Source organism: Exiguobacterium aurantiacum (genome assembly GCF_001766415.1).
GTDB lineage: Bacteria > Bacillota > Bacilli > Exiguobacteriales > Exiguobacteriaceae > Exiguobacterium > Exiguobacterium aurantiacum_A.
Window position 1 is genome coordinate 43,902 of sequence record NZ_MKXO01000006.1, and the last position, 18,834, is coordinate 62,735.

The following is an 18,834-nucleotide window of genomic DNA, read 5'->3' on the forward strand; positions in this document are numbered from 1 at the left end:
ATTTCACCTCTTAATATTTCGTCTATTCTCCAAAGACCTTATTACTTTTTGGCATAACATAAGAAAGATGAACCTATTGATTTGATTCTCTCATAAAAATGAGTAGAAACAATATTACTTATTTACTAAGGATTTTGATTCCATTAAATTTGACCTAACACAAAATTGTTCATCCTCTTCCAAAAATAGGAATTGTCTATTTCCGCTCTCATGGATCTGTATTATGCTTAATCATGGAGAAAAGCTGAGAGGAGCAACCGCATGCAACTAGGACTGCAAAAGAAGATTAAAGAAGCGACGTATTTGACGGCGGAGAAGGCGTGGAGCTATCGCCCAATCCTGCGCTACTTCTACATCCAACATGAACGGATGCGTGAATTTTTATATCCGGAAGAGATTTATGAGTATTTAAGTCAGTACATAGAATTTCAAGAATACACGATGGACGGATTGCATCAGGATTTGGAGTCGCTCGTCAAATGGGGCAACTTGATCGCGAGCCAAGAGCACCGGAAGGCAAAGACGATTGAAGAATACAAAAAGAAAAGTTTCCGTTATCAATGCACGCCGTACACGGTCGAATTCGAGCGGATGATGATCCAGCTCGAACAACTCGGTGACAGTTTCGGCGGCTCACTTGAGAAGACGCAGTTCGAGCGGCTCTATCACGTCCTCGACGCCATCGAGAAAGCAAACGGACAGTCCGACGCTGAATGCGCCCAGCTTTGGGAAGACGCAATGCTCTACTTCCGCCAAATCACGCAAAACACGTCGGACTATATCGCCTACATCCATAGTGAGAAAGTCGTCGACAAGATGAAGACGGAAGCGTTCCTCGTCTATAAGGACCGATTCACGACGTATTTACGCGACTTCATCATCGCCTTGCAGCGGACGGCGATGCAAATTCAAGACTTGCTAACGTCGCTTACGACGAAGCGGCTCGAACCGTTCTTCCAACAAGTCGTCCGACACCAACATCAGGCGTTCCGGTTCGAAGAAGACGACATGGACCCGATGATCGACTTAGTCGAAAAATGGCGTAACTTGAGAGCGTGGTTCCTTGGAACGACGCATGGCGAGAGTGAGTTTGAACGTCTACAGGAACGGACGAACGAAGCCATCCGACGGATCACCCGGATTGTCCAACGAATGAGCGAACGGCATCAACAGTTCCGGAGCCGGCGCCGTGATTACGAACATTTGGCAAAGTGGTTCGATGGGATCGAGACGATTGAAATGGCCCATGAGCTGTCTTCTGTCGTGTTCGGCGTGTTCCACACCCGGCACTTGTACGGAGAAGAAGTCCCGACCGACGACATGTACGTCGACGTGTGGGACGAGGCGCCGATGCAGCACGAGACAAAACCACGGACGACGAAATATAAAGAATCGACGAAAGCCGGGGCCATCATCGACCGGTCTGAGAAGATTGCGGAGATGCGCCAACTCCACTTGAAGCAACTCGAAGAAGAGAAAGAAGCGATCGAACATTACATCGAAGCGGGCGTCATCTCGATCAAAGCGCTCCCGGTCATCGAGCCGCACGTGCGGAAGCTGTTATTGTCGTGGCTCGGTAAAGCGATGGTACGGGAAGATCGGGTCGTCAAAACGGAGTATGGCCGCCGCGTGCGCGTGACGCTCGAGGAAGAGCGTGTCATCCTGCGGGCGACCGACGGATCACTTGAGATGCCGAACGTAGAGTATCACTTTATCGACGAGGAGGTGACGTCATGAGTGGGGAAACAAAAGTAGATGAACGGATGCTTGAGGCACTTGGGATTCTATTCGAACAGTTTTGGGTGCTTCGGGCGGAGCAACCGCTCGTCTACCAAAAAATCCGTGAACGTGAACATCAGTTGAAACGCTACGTGACAGAGAAGTTCGGCTTCGATTTGATTGTGCATCAACATTTCATCAAACTCGAGAAGCTCCCGGTCGACCCGAAGCCATGGATGGGCATCCAGGCGTTCACCGAACCGATGGATTACGCCATTTTCTGTTGTGCGCTAGCATTTACGGAGAGCAAGTCGGTCGATGAGCAGTTCTTGCTGTCCCATATCACGGAGGACGTTCAAGAGATGTACCCGGGCGACTTGCCTCTCGACTGGACGAACTACCGTCATCGCAAATCACTCGTCCGCGCGCTCAAACAACTCGATGAGCTGAAGTTGATTCGAGCGGTCGATGGGGATGTCGACTTGTTCGCGACGAGCGAGACGGAAGAAGTGTTGTATGAAGTGAGCGTCCACGCACGCTACTTCATGCGGTCTTATCCAGATGACTTGTTCAACTACGAGACGATTCAAGACATCTTAACGAGTGAGTGGAGTCGTCAAAAAGAAGATGAGCGCCGGAAACGAGTGTACCGCAAGCTCATGTTCTCTCCGATCGTGTACCGGGAGTCGAAAGACGATCCGGACTTTGCCTATATCCGTAATTTCAGGAATCGGCTCGGGGAAGAGTTCGAGAAGTTCACCCCATTCCGGTTAGAAGTATTCAAAAATGCGGCCATGCTCGTCTTGTCCGAGCAAAAACAACGCTACACGTTGTTCCCAAACCAAAAAGGGATCACGGGTGCCGCCTTGCATGTGGCAGACCATATCAGGAAACGTGAACTACCGATCAATGAGATGGGCGAGATCCGGATCACGTTGCTTGAATTTGAACGAATCGTTGAGGCGGTCCAGCTTGAGTGGGGACCGGGCTGGGCGAAACAGTACCGGGAAGACACACCGGAAAAAGTAGCAGCAGAACTCGTTTCGCTCCTACGTGAATGGGAGTTCGGATACGTGGAGACCGATTCAGGGATCCTTGTCATCCAGTCCGGGTTCGGTCGCACCGTCGGGTATTATCCAGAAAAATTCGTAGAGGAGTTGGCGAACAAATGAGGGCGCAAAATCGCTGGCAAATGAATCGGGCAGGCTTGCTCAATTTTTGGTATTACACAGAAGAGACGTTCGATTTCTCGGATGGGAAGTTGTTGCTTCGAGGCAGTAACGGGTCAGGGAAATCCGTGACGATGCAGAGCTTCCTGCCCGTGTTACTCGACGGGAAGAAGTCACCGGACCGGCTCGACCCGTTCGGTTCGAGAGCGCGCAAGATGGAAGACTACTTACTCGGTGAAAAAGAAGTCGTCGACCGGGAAGAGCGGACGGGCTACTTGTTCATCGAATACAAGAAAGCCGAGACGAATCAATACGTGACGACAGGGATCGGGCTCCAAGCAAAGCGTGGGAAGCCACTCAAATTCTGGGGGTTTGTCATCACGGACAATCGCCGCATCAACATCGACATCGAGTTGTATAAACTCGACCGCCAAGGGACGCAGACGAGTAAGATCCCGTACTCGCGGGTCGAACTCGAACGGGTTATCGGGGAAGGCGGAAAAGTCGTGACGACGCAAGGTGACTATATGCAACTCGTCAACAAACACGTCTTCGGCTTTGAGTCGATCGACGCCTATGAAGAGTTGATCAAGCTGCTCATCCAGTTGCGAAGCCCGAAACTGTCAAAAGACTTCCGGCCGACCGTCATCTACGAGATTCTCGAGGCGGCGTTGCCACCGTTGTCAGATGATGACTTACGCCACTTGTCCGACACGATCGAACAGATGGACCAGACGAAGCAACAACTCGAGCAGCTCGAACGTGAGCTCATCGCATTGCAGAAGTTGAGTCGAACGTACGATGCGTATAACGAGCGTCACGTGGCCGACCTCGCCGTCGAGTACCGGATCGCGACCGAACGAGAGACGACAGAAACACAAGAACTCCACGAGTTACGTGAACTCCAAGCGTCAAGGGCGCGTGAGGTTGAGACGTTGCAACAATCGATTCAACAACTCGAGCAAGACAAAGCGACGGCCGAACGTCAGCGTCAACGTTTGGCGTCCCACAAAGTTTGGAACTTAGAAGACGAGTTGAAGAAAGAAGGGAAGACGTTACAGCGCATCACGGCTGATTATCAACGTCAAGACGAGCGGCGAACGAAGACCGCTCAAAAAATCCATGATACGAAACAGCGCCAAGACGAAGAACAGTTGGTCCATCGCGCCACGCGTCAAGCAATTGACGGACTGATCGAGGATATGGAGTACGACGCGGAACAGGCGGCGTTCGACCGTCATGAGTTGAACGTCTCCGACTATCGACGCTTGAATCAAGACTTCGACTTCCTGACGTGGAAACAAGAAGTGGTCGAACATACGGACCGCCTCAGCAAAGTAGCAGAAGGGATGCGGGCGCTCGAAGAGACGAAGCAGAAGCTCCAAACGGAAAACAAGCAACTCGCCGACGAGCAACAAGCGCGTGATCAGAAAAAGCACGAACAGAATGATTGGAAAAAGACGTTCGATCAAGACATCGAGCGTCATCTCGCAGACGTGTACAGCTGGACCGAGGAACATCCCGAATTTGACGTCGAAAGAGAGACGGTCGGGCACATCGAGCGCACGCTTCGAAACGACTATGACCCGTCGACGTATGAGGATGTGTTGCGTCTCGTTCAACCACATGTGGTCCGTTATCAGAACCGACTGCGCGAAAAAGTTGCTTTGAAGAAAGCGGCCGAACAGGCGATCAATACGAACATTCAAGCCGTCGAGACGACGCTTTCTGAATGGAAAGCGAAGACTGATCCCGAACCAGCCATCAATCCGATGACGAAAGCATACCGTGACCAGATGCGGGCCGACGGCGTCGTCTTCGCACCGTTATATGCGCTCGTCGAGTTCGTGGACGGAGTGGATGTAGACATTCAAAAACGGATCGAAGCGGCGTTGATTGACAGCGGGATGTTAGACGCCCTAATCACCGAGGCGGATGTCACATACGACCGGGTCCTGTTACCGGCGCCACAGATGATGGCACACACGTTAGCCGATTATTTGAAGCCGAGTCCGGGCGATACAGGTATTGCTTCAGACCGAATCGACGACGTGCTCCGCAGCGTCCTCATTGGCGACAGTGAAACGTCGATCCGAGAAGACGGGACGTATCGACTCGGACAATTGAAAGGACATGCAGTGCCGGTTGAACACGTCCGTTTCCTCGGACGTGTTGCCCGGAAACGTTATCGAGACGAGAAGATTGAACAGTTAACGCATGAGATTGAACAACTTCAACTCGAGCGCGTGACGTTACGTGGTGAGCAAGCGGGGTTGTGCCAACAAATCGAATTGGCCGACGCGGCATGGAACGTGTTTCCGTCCGACCGCGATCTGCGGATGAGCCATCAAGAGATTCAAAAGGTCGGATTTGAGATCGAGAGCCTGGAGCGACGTTGCCGGCAGATTGAAGACATGTTGAAACAGACGAGTGAGCGTTTCAACGTGTTGAAGCGTGAAGTATATACATTGGCCGAGCCGTTCGAACTAGAAAAGACGCAATCCGTGTTTGAGCAAGCGAAGCGGGCGATGGTGAATTATAAAGATTTATTACTCGAGACGCATCGGGAGCACGACAATGCGGTCGCGTCGAACAAACGGCTCGTAACGATTGAAACGACCATCGAGGAAGCAGAGGAAGACATCATCGAACTGATGGGTACACTGAACGAGCTCGAGGACGGGATGGAACGAGTTCGAAAAAATATCGCGAAAATTGAAGAACAGCTGAAACAAGAGGACGCTGACGACATCCATCAACAAAGTCAAGCTGTTCAAGCGGAGTTGGCAAGAATTGAATCTGAATTGAGTAGATCGTGGAAGCTCGTCACGACTCGAGAAACACAACTTGAGGCGGATGCGACCAAGCTAGACGCTAAGAGTCATAGCCATACGCTGTCAAAACAGATGCGGCAAGCATGGGACACGGCCCTAAAAGCGGAGTGGAAACGAGGAATCGTCTCACTCGACGTGGACGGGGATGATCCCGAAGTGTTGTCCCAAACGATTGAAGCGGTATACAGGAAACGACTTACGAGTAGCGCATCAAAAGCCGACGAACTTTTATCGAAAGCGTTCATCGACCAACAAAATGATTTGATGGAATATCGGATGCGAAACTTCACCGAAGAGCTACCGCTTGAAGCGTGGATGCAGGGCGTCGACGACCGGTTCAGACGAGAAGTCGAGATATGGCAACAGAAGACGACACGTCGTATCATCTCGCTCGACTTACGTGGTCAGCAGGCAAGCCCGCAAGCGGTCAAACGAACGGTCGAGGAAGAGTTCGCACGCCAAGAGAGCATCTTGAATGAGAGCGATAAAGAACTGTATGAAGAAATCCTCTTCAAATCAGTCGGGACGAAGCTCCGCTCTCGTATTCGCCGCGCCGAACAATGGACTGAGAAAATGAATGCGTTGATGGAGAGTCGGAACACGTCGTCAGGCCTTACGTTCTCAATCAAATGGCGGCCACGTACGGCAGAGAGTGAGGAAGAACTCGACACGAAAGATTTGGTCCATATTTTGAAACAAGATGCGAAGCTGTTGAAAGACGAGGACTTCGAGCGGATCACGACCCATTTCCGGTCGAAACTGATTAAAGCGAAGCAGATGATCAAAGAAGACGGGGATGGACAGACGCTCCTGCAAGTGCTTCGTGAAGTGCTCGATTATCGGAAATGGTTCTCGTTCGTATTGTACTTCGAGCGGACGAATGAACCAAAGCGTGAACTAACAAATAACAACTTCTTTAAGTTCAGCGGCGGGGAGAAAGCGATGGCGATGTACATCCCTCTCTTCACAGCGTGTTACTCGCGTTATCAAGAGGCGGCTGATACAGCGCCGTATATCATTTCGCTCGACGAGGCGTTCGCCGGGGTCGACGAGAACAACATCCGCGAGATGTTCGAGATTGTCGAGCAGCTCGGCTTCGATTACATCATGAACTCCCAAATTCTGTGGGGCGATTACGATACGATTTCGTCGCTGTCGATTTGTGAGCTGTTGCGCCCGAAAAACGCGGACTATGTCACCGTCCTCCATTACGTTTGGGACGGGGAGAAACGGCACGCGAGAGAAGAGACACTCCAATGAAGATGCTAGTCGAAGAAGCCGCACACTATTTTAAAACATCGACAGGATTCTTGCGTCTGTTTGAACAGTTTCGAAACAAGTATGCCTCGCTCGGGAAAATAGGTGGATCGGTTTCGGTTCAATCGTTTAAAGATGATGAACTCTACGCGATCGCCCGTTTCTTCGGAGACGACGTTGCGACGATCCGGTTGAAGAAAACGGTGACGCTTCGAGCGTTCGAGAAAAAACTGCAGACGACAAAGTTTGAAGGGGTGACGTTACTCGAGTTACTCGAGGCGTATTTCGGGGAGACGCTCGTAACGAAACAAGAAGCGCTTGTCCAACTCGAAGGACAGCGAGCGGAACGTTTTCGTGAGCTCGCGCTGACGTACCCGCAGCTTGGCTATTGGTTCACCCACATCGAACAAAAGTCAGCCGATACGCATTGGATCAACCGGATGCTTGGATCGGAGGAGTTCGAGGTGTCCTGTAGACAGCTGACGCAAGCACTAGACGGGTTGCCGCTCGATTATGAGCGGCTGCCGGTGTTTGGGCAACGCATCGTCGGAAATCCGCATGCGTTCGACCGGACAAACGATTTAGGGCGATTGTTGATTCACGCACTGCACGTCAAACGTGGGCAAGGTGGTCCGCCACCGAGCGACACGGAGCGGGTGAACGAACTGTTGCTTGAGTACAACCTACTTCGGGACGACATCACGAACTATGTGTCGTGTGCAAATTTATCGGCCGACAGTAAGGGTGTAGAACATGCGATGTGGCAAGGGGCACGAGCGACCCACAGTGTCTTGAACGTACCGATGCGGGAGTTGTTGAACGTTGACCGGATTTATCCAAGTCATGGGAAAACGGTGTGGATTGTTGAGAACTCAGGAGTGTTCTCAAGTTTACTCGATGACGTGCCGAATGCCCCGCTCGTTTGTACCCACGGACAGTTCAAACTCGCGGCCTATCGGTTGTTGGACGCACTTGTCTCTTCAGGTTGCCAGTTGAAGTATGCCGGAGATTTTGATCCGGAAGGACTGCAGATGGCGGTACGGTTGAAAGAACGTTACGGGGATAAGTTGGATTACTGGTGCATGGACTTGGAGAGTTATGTGGCGTCCGAGCCGAGTGTTGAAATGTCAGCAGAGCGATTGGTGAAGTTGACTCGGGTGACCGCTGTTGAGTTGGAAGACGTGGTGGAAGAGATGAAAGTGAGAAGGAGAGCGGGGTATCAGGAGGCGTTGATGGAAACGATGGTGAGAAGTATAGCGGCAGAAAAAATACTGAAAAACTGTAGGTGAAGAGCTTGAACACGATTGAAGTCATTCCTTTAGCATTTGAACAGCATAGTTTAAATACAATCAATCGAACCGCAGACTATTTGAACTATCCGGTCATTTACATCCTGAACGGACAAAAAGAAGCGTACATCGGGGAAACGGTGCATTTCCAAAAACGGATGAAGCAACATTTGAAGCTGAAGCAGGCAGAACGCAAGAATGTGGACCAAATCAATCTCGTCAAGCACGAGACGTTCAATCGGTCAGCGACGTTCCATCTCGAGACGAAGTTGATCAACTACTTTTTAGGGGACGAGAAGTACACGTTACAAAACAAAAGCAAGACGGCGAGCGACTTCACGCACAACTATTACAATAAATCGTTCTATGACAATGAGTTGTTTCCTGAGTTATGGGGAGAGCTACATAAGAATGGGCTCGTCGAAAACGACCTGCACGCCATCGAGAACAAAGACATCTTCAAATTGTCTCCCTTCAAAGAACTATCTGTTGAGCAGATAGACTTAAAAGAGCGCGTGCTCGAATTTTGTGAGGCACGGATTACAGAGTCGAAGCCTGATGATACATATGGAGACTTATACGTCATTGAAGGAGAGGCGGGCGTCGGCAAGAGTGTCGTGCTCAGTTCCATCTTCAATACCATTCAGGCACGGACGAATGAGGCGGGTTCGAAGCTGTATCAGACGGAGAACTATCTGGTCGTCAATCACGAAGAGATGCTTAAGACGTATAAAGGGATTGCCAAACAAGTCAAACACTTAAAGGCTGTCAATTTTGTCAAACCGACACCACTCCTCAACAAGTTACAAGACAAAAAGGTGGACATCATTTTAGTCGATGAGGCGCACCTTTTGTTGACGAAATCGGATGCGTACAACAACTTTCGTGCGGATAACCATCTCGAAGAATTGATGAAGGTAGCGAAAGTCGTCATCGTCATTTTCGACCAGCATCAAGTGTTGAAATTGAAAAGCAAGTGGAATCAAGGTTTACTCGAGTCATTCAAACAGAAAGCGAAGCATGCGGAGACATATCAGCTGACGAACCAATTCCGGATGCAGGCGGGCGAGGATGTCATCGAATGGATCAACGCCTTCAAAGATAAGCGCATAAAGGCGTTCCCTCAGTCGACAAGCTATGAGTTGCGCATCTTTGAAACGTTAGAAGAAATGCACCAGGTGATCATGCGAAGAGATAAGGAGCATGGACTCAGCCGGGTCGTGTCGACGTTTGATTATCTTCATAAGAAGGACGGCGACACCTATTACGTCTATGAGTCGAACGGGGAGTACAAGTTGCCTTGGAACACGACAGGCGGTAAAACGACGTGGGCTGAGAAGTCGGAGACGCTTGCCGAGGCTGGATCGATTTATACGATTCAAGGCTTTGATTTGAACTATGTCGGGGTCGTTTTAGGTCCGTCGGTAACATACGATCATACGGAAGATTGCCTGGTGATCGACACGAATTTTTATAAAGATACAGGAGCATATGCCGGAATTGACGGCATCGACAACGTTGAATTGGCGAAAGAACAAATCGTCTTGAACTCGATTAACATTTTGATGAAGCGAGGCGTTCAAGGGCTTTATTTGTATGCAAGCGATGAAGCGTTGCGACAGAAACTGTTACATATTCAAAGAGAGAAGGTACAAACATGAACGAAATACAACGACTGATGGACAAAGTGATCGAATTCCGAGACGAGCGCGATTGGGCGTTTCATCATAACCCGAAAGACTTGGCGTTATCGCTATCACTCGAGGCGAGCGAACTGTTGGAGCTGTTTCAATGGGTGTCGAGTGAAGAAGCGCTCGAGACGAAGAAAGTCGAGATGGGGGAAGAGCTCGCAGACGTTTTAATTTATGCGTTGACGTTCGCTCACGCGGCAGGGATTGACGTGTCGCAGGCGATTGAGGACAAGCTCGTGAAGAATGCGGTGAAGTATCCGAGTCCGCAAAAATGAGTGAGGAACTCGAAGTGAATACCCCATCCGATTGATTTATGATTCTTTGCCATTTAATCGGAGCGCATTTCTCTCCCCGCATCGCATCAGAAAAAAACAGGTATTCAATTTTATAAACAAACGGAAGTCGGGGAGATTGAGCGCATAGGAAAACGGATCGCTCCGGTCGATCATGCGTCATTTGAACCGCCACTTGAATTTCAGCAAATGGAAAATCCCTATATAGGACTTTTTGTGGATGATAAACACTCTTACGGAACATATTGATACCCTTCGTTCTTGTGGAGCCGATGATATCTATATAGATTTAGGTGTCGTCTATTACGGTGATATGAAACTAGAGTTCGAATCTGATTTCTTAATGAAACTTGCGAACTTAAAGATTCCATTTTTGATTAGTGGTTGTGAAGAGAAGGGGGAGAACTCACAATGAGAACAAAGCATCAACGTCTATTTTTTCTATATCTCGGGGCAGGTCTATTAAATATCGGGCTTTTACTGCTCATGCCGTTTCTCCAGGTGGAGAGCACGACTTGGATGTTTATCATGTTTCCGTTATTGACCGTCATTTGGTTTGCGAATGCGTTTGTGCAGTGGAAACAAATGAAAAAAATTGCGGATGAACATAGTAAAGTTGTATGAGCCAAATCAAAAGGAGACCAATTGAATGAATGCACGAGCCAAAATGTGGTACGGGCTCGCTATCCTTCACGGGATAATTGGTTTATTCGTGCCAATCGTGGGACTTCCTTTGTCACGTATGATTGTCCCGCTGCTACTGTGCGGGTTTCAGATTCTGTTAGCGAGACAAGAACAGAAAGTGTCATTAAACAAATGAATGTTAGTCAGGTGAGATCTAACAACCCTCATCTTGATACGGATTCGCATACAAATCGATGTCAAACTCGGCCCGAATCCGATGGGCGAATTGAATCGTGTCTAAATCAAAGGAAAGCGCAGGTGTTTGTCCTTCTTCAATCATAATCACGATGATGAATCGCGCTTGCAGGTCGTCATATGTGTTATAGATGTCATCTAAAATTGTTTCTTTTCCACGAAGTTGCGTAATGATGTGTTGAAGCTGATGGTTCACATCAAACGAAGGCTGATATCCTGTACCAAGTGACCACGATGTATGTTCGCGAGGACGAGAAGAATAGCCTTTCTCACCTCGTTTGAAGGTTTCTGTAGGAATGAGTCCTAGCCGATGTGTCACGTCTTCGATTGAGAAATCCTCGGCTAGCAGTCGGAAATAGACCAAAACTTCAGTTTGTGCAGGAATCATGTACAGCCTCTTTTCTTTGTATGACAGTCTATTTGAGTATAAAGGAAGTAATCGAAAGAAAGGAATATCAACATGACTCAACGCGAACGTTTTGATCATTTATATGAAGCGGGGAAACGTTCCACCCGCCAAGCACTTCTTCTTGGATTGTTCATTGTCCTACTAGGTCTTATCTTTTGGTTTACAGGCGAGCGTCGACTCGCCGAACTAATTTGGTTCGTCTTGTTCATTCCGGTCGTCTCGTTCGTCAAAATACGGGCACGAACGAAGACGATGCTCCCGTTCAACGATGCTCCCGACTATCGGCGACTCGTCTGGTATGAATATTGGAGCGGTATGGCCATGATTGTGATCTTTTGTGTATTGATTGTGACGTTGCTGTTACGTTCGGAACAAGCAAATATTTTAATTCTCGTTGTGGCGTTCAACCTATTTGCGTGGATGGCTTCTTCTAAAATTGATCAAAAGCTTGCCACCATCGACCCGGAACACGTGACGCATAAAGTCTATGAACGCGGAAAAGTCGGTTTCTTTCCGAAATGAAAGCAATCAAAAGGGAGTAGCGCGCGCTACTCCCTTTCGCTTTAATCCTGAACGATCGTGAAGCTGTAGGCGTTCGTGAGCGGGTTATGGATGATTAACTCATAGCTGAGCTGTTGTTCGTCTGCCTTATCGACCAGCAGATTGATCTCCGACATGTTAAATACGCGTTGGCAGGCAATCGTCGAAAATAGCACCACACCGCCGATGATGGCTGTGATGACGAGACGTTTCGTCCAAATTGTGAATGATGTCGACATTAAGGGCGTGCCTCCATCTTTTCTTCGATTCGTTCGAGACGTTCCACTAAAACGTCGAACTGTTGTTGCTGATGAGCTGCGGCTTGACGCTCCAGATCGAGTCGCGTGTCAGCTCGTTTTTCATAACGACCGATAAAACGAACAATCAACACGATGACGGTGATGATTAACGCGAGTGGGACAATCATCGCCAATAAACTAAATAGTGACATGAGCAAGAAATCCATTCTGTTCCCTCCTTACCGAAGTAATCCTAAATAAGTATACTTCCAAATTCATACAAAATGGAAGGGAGTCATGGATGTGACGTTTGTCCAACTTTTTGTCACGGTCTATTTTTTCAAGGGCGTCTCATTTTGGTCTGCATCATCGAAATGAAACTCGACGAAAATCAGCCCGAGGATGAGATACATGATTATGAGGGTTCGAACTAAATCGGGCACGTAGAGGATTTGGAAAAACAGTAGCCCTTCAAACGAGAACACGAATAGATAGGCGAGGAGATACATGAAAACCTTTCCTCTGCGAAATCGAGAAAACAGGCGGATGCCTACGAGGAACGGATAAAGGAACGTCTTGAATGAATTAGGCATGTTGGTAAATCCTTTCTTGGATGTCATCGCTCATTGCGTGGAACGTAACCGGGTTTTGTCCGTCTGCGTCTGACATCCGATTCGAAGTAATACAGTGGGGTGAACAAACTTGTCGAAAGATAAAGTGAGATAAAGGTTTCTAGTAATAATGGCACTGGGAGTAAATCTTCGATTACGAGAATCCATCCAGGGATAAAGAACAGCATGAGAGCATACGTCATCCCACCTTCTGTTTTGATAAACGGATACAACCCACGCATCAATAAAATATACGGGAATAAAAGATAATATAAAATTCGTTTCACGTCGTGACGTCCTTTCTCGAGCGATTCGCTCAAGTCATGTAGAAGTATCTTTTTCAGTATAATGGGAGCACCACGTATAGAGAAGGAGTATTTACATGAGCAAATCAATCGCCATCATCGGGGCGGGCGTCAGCGGCCTGTACGCCGCCTCGCTCCTCATCGAAAAAGGCTATGACGTCACCGTGTTTGAAGCACGCGATCGCATCGGGGGACGGGTGTTGAGCCAAAACGGCTTCGACCTCGGTCCGACGTGGTATTGGCCGGATACCGAGAAGACGATCACGCAACTCGTCGACCGGCTCGGACTTCCGGCGTTCCCGCAATACGCGACCGGCGACTTGATGCTCGAGCGGCAAGCTGGCGTGATCGAGCGCCACACGTTGCCACCCGAACAGACCGTTCTATCGATGCGACTTGAAGGCGGTATGACGACACTGACTACAGCGCTCGCTGCCAGACTTCCAGAAGGGACAATCGAACTCGAGACGACCGTCACGTCGATTCACCAGACAGAAGACGGGGTATCGGTCGCAGTCGAAGCAGGGTGGACAAAAACGTTCCATCACGTCATGTTAGCCACCCCACCTCGGCTCGTCTCACGCATCTCGTTTCAACCGGAACTGTCTGAAGCGACAAAGGCGAAGCTGTCGGCTACACCGACGTGGATGGCTGGACAAGCGAAAGTGGTCGCCGTCTACGATCGTCCATTTTGGCGAGACGCCGGCTTATCGGGTCTCGGTATGAGTTGGTCCGGGGTGTTGCAGGAGATTCATGACGCGTCAGCGCCGGGAGGGTACGGGGCACTGTTCGGTTTCTTCCGGTTGTCGCCTGCTGAGCGGGCCGCGCTTGACCGGGACGAGCTCAATCGTCTCGTCGTCGAGCAACTCGTTCGACTGTTCGGGGAAGAGGCGCGCGAGCCGCGTGGCGTCTTGTACGTGGATTGGTCGAGTGACCGCGACACGGCAAGTTCGCAAGATGCCCAACCGTTGACCGACTTCCCTGTTTACGGACCGATTACGCTCGACATCTCTTGGGGAGACAAGCTCTCACTTGCTGGGACCGAGACGGATTCCATGTTCGGCGGTCATATCGAAGGGGCGCTTCGTTCTGCAATCCGGGTCGTCGAGCAACTCTAACCAAAAATGCGTATCCTCCCAAGTCGGGACGATACGCATTTTTATTTGAACTTCTGAATCATCAACGCGAGTGCGCGATTGATCATCTTCATCTCGTCATCCTCGAGCACAGAGAACATCTCTTCGGCGAGCTGTTCTTCGATTCGGTCGACTTGTTTCGAGTAGTCAAGGCCGACCGGACCGAGCCGGATGAAACTCTCGCGCAAGTTGTCCGGGTTTTTCTCTTTTTGGACGAACTGGCGTTGCTCGAGCACTTTCAACACTTGGCTGACCGCACTTTTTGAGATGTTCATCTTCGTCGCAATCTCGGTCGTCGTCCACGTGTCTTTTCGTTTGAAGAGCAGCAACATCTGTTCTTGCTGGTAACTGAGTTCAAACTCGTTCAAGTCGGTAAAGTATTTGGTGAACAACAAGTCGAGCTCGTCGACTTGACGATACATCTCAATGACTTGTTGTTTGCGTGTCTCTTTCAAAACCCGTTCTCCTTTCATTCCTTAACGTGTATCACGGAACGTCTGGCTCCGCACATACAGGACGATACTAAATGCTAGTCCGATTATACCAAACGTGATGAGGAGCGTTTGAATCGGAACGGATAACGCGACAAGGATTGATAGCACGGCGAACGCGATCGGCTCTAGGCCGGACGCGGCGAGCGCCATGATGCTCATGACGCGACCGATCTTATCTTGGTCGCTATGCTCTTGCATGAGCGTGACGGCCGGTAAATAGACGAGCATCAGCATGAAGCCGCTCATGGCCGCCGCGAAAGCGAGCATCGGGACGGACTCGGCCTGCGTGTAGAAGAGAAACGCGACAATCGTCAAAAACAAGGCGCGGAAAACGAAGCGGCCGCGGTGGACCGACCGCAACAACAGGACGAGGAAACTCGCGACGAACGTCCCGACAGCAAGCCCGCCTTCAATTAGACTCAAATCAAACGCCGTTCCGCCGCGTTCACCGACGAGGATCGGGATGCTCATGATGAGCGGTCCCATGATGAACAAGTTGACGATCGCAATCGAGAACGTACCGCTCCGTAGGATTGGTGTCTTCGAGACGTAGCGGATTCCTTCTTTCAAATCAAAGACGACGTGTTTGAGCGACATCGTCTGTGCCGCTGGGATATGGTCTCGAATCAGCCGTGGCATCATCAAGAAAGCAGAGATAAAGATGAGCGTGGCCGCCGTACTAAAGCTAAGACCGAAGCCGCCCCATGTCAACAGAAGACCAGCTAAAAATGGACCGATCACGAACATGAGCTCGAGCGACCCTTGGAATAACGAGTTGGCGCGTTGGAGCTCATGTTTTTTGACGAGTGACGGGATGAGTGAAGACAGTGCCGGATACGACATGCCGTCCAATAGTCCGAACGCAATCGAGATAAGGATTAAGGCGATCACGGAATAAGCGTCGGCCAAGTGCAACGCGACGACGACGAGCATCAAGACACCTTGCCCGAGGTTCGTCAAAAATAAGAGACGACTCTTTTGATAACGGTCGGCGAAAACACCGCCGAACATCATCATGATCACGCGCGGCAACGAGACGGCCGTCATGATGATGCCGAGCAGGGCCGGTTGTCTCAACACATCAATCGTGAGCCACGACATGCTCAAAAAGAAGATCGAAAAACCGAGCGTCAGCGTCATGCCGGACAGCCAAGTGAAAATGAAACGGGAATTGTGTAGCAAGTTCATAAGAAGACCTCATTTTTAAATAAAGTTAAGTTAACTAAACTATAAAGCGAGATTTGAATCTGGTCAAGCAAATCGGACCGACGAGAAAAATGTAAAAAAACGGAACTTTTTGAGGCGGAGAAACGTATAATTATAGAAGAGGTGAACGATATGACCAAACAAGAGCGCTTAAATGAAATGATTAAAGGAAATCGGAAATGGCTTCTCGTACGGCTCGGTTTTGCGATTCCGCTTGCTGTGCTTATCTTCTTATTTTTACAAACCGAGACGCAAGCGTTGGTATATGGCAGTTTGATGATTGCGACATTGCTGGCGTATGGATTTACTGTTGTTCGAAAAAGTCAGTTCATGAGCAGTTTTACCGAGCGGGTCCGGGCCAAGCGTGTCATTCACATCCAGTATGCATTTGATTATGTGATGATCGGCTTTATCGGTTTCGCTTTCCCGTTGCTCATGAAGCTAGAAACAATCATCTGGGTCCCGTTTTTAGTGTTTTCGCTTACGGCTTTAGCCTTGGTGCTTGTCGAGCGTCTGCTTGATGAGAAGGTAAAACGAATCGATCCCGAGCAACCGACGCGTCGAGACGTCAAACGAGAAAGTTTTTGAGGAGGGGATTAGATGACAAAACAAGAGCGCATCAACGCCATTTATAAAATGAATCAAAAGTTAATGTGGGCTCGCAGTGTCTTGGTTATTGTGATGATGTTTTGTGTTTTCTCGATTCAAAGATTCGAACAGGGAAGCGGATGGTACATCGTTGGCGTAGCTAGTAGTCTCATGTTGATTAGTGTCGTGATCAGTTATGAAAGCCGTTTTGTGAAGAGTTTGACGAGAAAGCATAATGCGAAACAAATCATCATGAGGCAATATGTGTACGATTTTGCTGTCGTTCCACTACTTATTTTCATCTATCTTTTGACCGGACGACTCGGGGTAATGTGGTTGGGACCTGTTTTAGTAATCGGTGTCATAATCGGATTTTACCGCATTCAACGAAAGCTCGAAGATCGATTGATGCGTGAAGATCCAGAACACCCGAGACGTCGCGACATCAAACTTGGTAACGTCAAAGATTAAGGAGGAGACTGATGGACCAGGAAACTCGATTCCAAGCGCTGTTACAAGTCGACAAAACGTATCGACGCTTTATGCTTGGGAGCAGTGTACTCCTTTTCGTGGGTGCGCTCTACTTTATGATGCAGACGACTTACTCCGGCATGATCGCGGTTGTTGGCCTCGTGCCGACGTTATTTTTCGAATGGAAGAAGACGATTGTCTACCTGCAATTCAATGACGACTGGGCGTATCGTCGTTTAATCAAAGTGAATTTTTTCTCACTATGCTTTACTTTCTTTTTACTGTTCGGTCTGGTCGCCTTGTTTTTGACGGGCCACATGAACCGTGACGGATTCATGTGGGCAATGGTGATCGGGGCACCACCTTCCATCTTGTTGCCGTTTTGGATTGATCGGAAACTGTTGCAACTTGATCCGGAACATGTTACTTCCAGTATGCTAGCGAAAGCCAGTCGTGAGCAACTGAAGCGTTGGCTTGACGGAATCAATGATTAGAAAAGGAATGAAACGGTATGACGAAACAAGAACGGATAGACCGAATGGATACATATCGCAGTCAGTGGAAGAAACGGCGGGAGACGTTATTCGCCCCGTTCCCTGCATTCTTCTTTTTTTCTCTACTCGCTGAAGAGATTTGGTGGTTATGGACAGGGTTGATGGCATTGTTAGTAGCCGGACTGATAGTATCTTTGTGGAAGGAAGCCGATGTGTTTGCTCGTTTGTCTGACAAACCTGAGGTGCAACGGGCGACACGGAACGTCTACTGGATTCTCATCGGTTGGCTCGCCTTCACAGTCGGTAGTGTCGTCAGCTATAAAATCGTGGCCCCATGGCAGGTGTGGATACTGTTTGTTGGTGTTGCCCTCGTGCTGACGCTCTTTTATAACCGATTCAACAAATCCGTCAGCAAAGACCCCGAGCAACCGCTTCGTTCAGAATTAGCTACGGCGAGAGGTGTCCTATGACTAGCCTGACGAGAAAAGAACGCATTAATCAGCTACTCGTACAAGACGATACCCATTGGTTTGTACGGTGGTGGATTTGGATGGCCGGGCTCGTCGCCACGGTCGTCGTCGGCTATATGGCACCGACGTGGCTCCCGTTTGTCTTGGCCATCTCCTATTTCCCGTATTTATGCCTGGAGTGGCGTAAGACGAAGCTCCTGCTCACGTTCAACGAAAGCCGTCGCTACACACGCTGGGTCTACATGGGCTTCGTGTTCGAATGGATCGGATTCGTCGCGATTTTGAGCCTGTTCGCTTTCTATCATGCAGGTGTTGTTTCGATTCAAGTTCTGCTGGCACTCATTGTCAGTTTGATTGTTTTCAGTATCCTCACCCCACGCTGGCTCGATCGATTCATCTTGATGTTCGATGACGACCATGTCACCGCGAAAGTGTTGAGCAAAGCAAAAGAACAACGGAATACCGAGCACAAAACGAGTCAATGACACATGTCATGGTTCGTTTTTTTTCATTAAGCAATCTCGAATTATGAATCGATAAGCTTCGTAAAGACGCTAGTTCACATAAGGATCCACTTTGTGAGAGTTGGAGAATACCGAGGGCATAGGTAACAAGGTCATTGACCTAAAGATAAGATTTATCCATAAATTATATTTTTTATAGAAACGTTTCGATAAACCATTGCATCTCATTTTGTAAGCGCTTATACTTTTGATATACACAGGTGAAACGTTTCGATT

General features: G+C 49.1%; 19 protein-coding genes. 14 read left to right on the forward strand and 5 right to left on the reverse strand.

Annotation, left to right across the window (positions count from 1 at the left end):
- The first annotated feature begins 261 nt into the window (after positions 1-261).
- The 7 genes from BJU60_RS11650 to BJU60_RS11685 all read left to right on the forward strand — a co-directional run bounded on the left by BJU60_RS11650 (position 262) and on the right by BJU60_RS11685 (position 10,876).
- Positions 262-1,737 (forward strand): TIGR02677 family protein, encoded by a 1,476-nt coding sequence (locus tag BJU60_RS11650; protein WP_070329023.1) that lies wholly within the window; start codon positions 262-264, stop codon positions 1,735-1,737.
- A complete protein-coding gene (locus tag BJU60_RS11655) occupies positions 1,734-2,891 on the forward strand; it encodes a TIGR02678 family protein (RefSeq protein WP_070329024.1) in 1,158 nt (385 codons plus the stop codon). The genes BJU60_RS11650 and BJU60_RS11655 overlap by 4 nt, the downstream gene beginning before the upstream one ends.
- A complete protein-coding gene (locus BJU60_RS11660) occupies positions 2,888-6,982 on the forward strand; it encodes a TIGR02680 family protein (protein WP_070329025.1) in 4,095 nt (1,364 codons plus the stop codon). Before BJU60_RS11655 ends, BJU60_RS11660 begins: the two co-directional genes overlap by 4 nt.
- Positions 6,979-8,268, forward strand: coding sequence for a TIGR02679 family protein (locus BJU60_RS11665; RefSeq protein ID WP_070329026.1), 1,290 nt, complete (start codon positions 6,979-6,981; stop codon positions 8,266-8,268). Before BJU60_RS11660 ends, BJU60_RS11665 begins: the two co-directional genes overlap by 4 nt.
- On the forward strand, positions 8,265-9,929 hold the full coding sequence (locus BJU60_RS11670; protein WP_070329027.1) for a DUF2075 domain-containing protein: 1,665 nt from the start codon (positions 8,265-8,267) through the stop codon (positions 9,927-9,929). Before BJU60_RS11665 ends, BJU60_RS11670 begins: the two co-directional genes overlap by 4 nt.
- Positions 9,926-10,234, forward strand: a complete 309-nt coding sequence (locus BJU60_RS11675; RefSeq protein ID WP_070329028.1) for a nucleotide pyrophosphohydrolase — start codon at positions 9,926-9,928, stop codon at positions 10,232-10,234. The genes BJU60_RS11670 and BJU60_RS11675 overlap by 4 nt, the downstream gene beginning before the upstream one ends.
- 429 nt (positions 10,235-10,663) lie before the next feature.
- Positions 10,664-10,876, forward strand: a complete 213-nt coding sequence (locus tag BJU60_RS11685) for a hypothetical protein (RefSeq protein ID WP_035386766.1) — start codon at positions 10,664-10,666, stop codon at positions 10,874-10,876.
- 214 nt (positions 10,877-11,090) lie between these two features.
- Here the strand turns inward: BJU60_RS11685 and BJU60_RS11690 are convergent, their stop codons facing one another.
- Entirely contained in the window at positions 11,091-11,519 is a 429-nt protein-coding gene (locus BJU60_RS11690) for a DUF4279 domain-containing protein (RefSeq protein WP_035386765.1), read from the reverse strand.
- Between the two features lie 72 nt (positions 11,520-11,591).
- Here BJU60_RS11690 and BJU60_RS11695 point away from each other — a divergent pair, with 72 nt between their 5' ends.
- A complete protein-coding gene (locus BJU60_RS11695; protein ID WP_070329029.1) occupies positions 11,592-12,062 on the forward strand; it encodes a hypothetical protein in 471 nt (156 codons plus the stop codon).
- 41 nt (positions 12,063-12,103) lie between these two features.
- Here the strand turns inward: BJU60_RS11695 and BJU60_RS11700 are convergent, their stop codons facing one another.
- Positions 12,104-12,319: a hypothetical protein gene (locus BJU60_RS11700; protein ID WP_070329030.1), complete on the reverse strand. Its 216-nt coding sequence runs from the start codon at positions 12,317-12,319 to the stop codon at positions 12,104-12,106.
- Positions 12,319-12,546, reverse strand: a complete 228-nt coding sequence (locus BJU60_RS11705; RefSeq protein ID WP_070329031.1) for a hypothetical protein — start codon at positions 12,544-12,546, stop codon at positions 12,319-12,321. Before BJU60_RS11705 ends, BJU60_RS11700 begins: the two co-directional genes overlap by 1 nt.
- A gap of 766 nt (positions 12,547-13,312) precedes the next feature.
- Here BJU60_RS11705 and BJU60_RS11715 point away from each other — a divergent pair.
- Entirely contained in the window at positions 13,313-14,353 is a 1,041-nt protein-coding gene (locus BJU60_RS11715) for a flavin monoamine oxidase family protein (protein WP_070329033.1), read from the forward strand.
- Positions 14,354-14,394: 41 nt separating this feature from the next.
- Here the strand turns inward: BJU60_RS11715 and BJU60_RS11720 are convergent, their stop codons facing one another.
- Together BJU60_RS11720 and BJU60_RS11725 are read right to left on the reverse strand one after the other, a co-directional pair.
- On the reverse strand, positions 14,395-14,826 hold the full coding sequence (locus BJU60_RS11720; protein ID WP_236634146.1) for a MarR family winged helix-turn-helix transcriptional regulator: 432 nt from the start codon (positions 14,824-14,826) through the stop codon (positions 14,395-14,397).
- Positions 14,827-14,847: 21 nt separating this feature from the next.
- Positions 14,848-16,053: an MFS transporter gene (locus BJU60_RS11725; protein ID WP_070329035.1), complete on the reverse strand. Its 1,206-nt coding sequence runs from the start codon at positions 16,051-16,053 to the stop codon at positions 14,848-14,850.
- A 150-nt stretch (positions 16,054-16,203) separates the two neighbouring features.
- Between BJU60_RS11725 and BJU60_RS11730 the strand changes: the two genes are divergently transcribed.
- From BJU60_RS11730 to BJU60_RS11750, 5 genes are read left to right on the forward strand one after another with little or no spacing between them, the layout of a single operon-like run.
- A complete protein-coding gene (locus BJU60_RS11730) occupies positions 16,204-16,659 on the forward strand; it encodes a hypothetical protein (RefSeq protein WP_070329036.1) in 456 nt (151 codons plus the stop codon).
- Between the two features lie 12 nt (positions 16,660-16,671).
- A complete protein-coding gene (locus BJU60_RS11735) occupies positions 16,672-17,130 on the forward strand; it encodes a hypothetical protein (protein ID WP_070329037.1) in 459 nt (152 codons plus the stop codon).
- An 11-nt stretch (positions 17,131-17,141) separates the two neighbouring features.
- On the forward strand, positions 17,142-17,624 hold the full coding sequence (locus BJU60_RS11740) for a hypothetical protein (protein ID WP_070329038.1): 483 nt from the start codon (positions 17,142-17,144) through the stop codon (positions 17,622-17,624).
- A gap of 17 nt (positions 17,625-17,641) precedes the next feature.
- Positions 17,642-18,094: a hypothetical protein gene (locus BJU60_RS11745; RefSeq protein WP_070329039.1), complete on the forward strand. Its 453-nt coding sequence runs from the start codon at positions 17,642-17,644 to the stop codon at positions 18,092-18,094.
- Positions 18,091-18,579 (forward strand): hypothetical protein, encoded by a 489-nt coding sequence (locus BJU60_RS11750; RefSeq protein ID WP_141737248.1) that lies wholly within the window; start codon positions 18,091-18,093, stop codon positions 18,577-18,579. Before BJU60_RS11745 ends, BJU60_RS11750 begins: the two co-directional genes overlap by 4 nt.
- Positions 18,580-18,834: the final 255 nt, after the last annotated feature.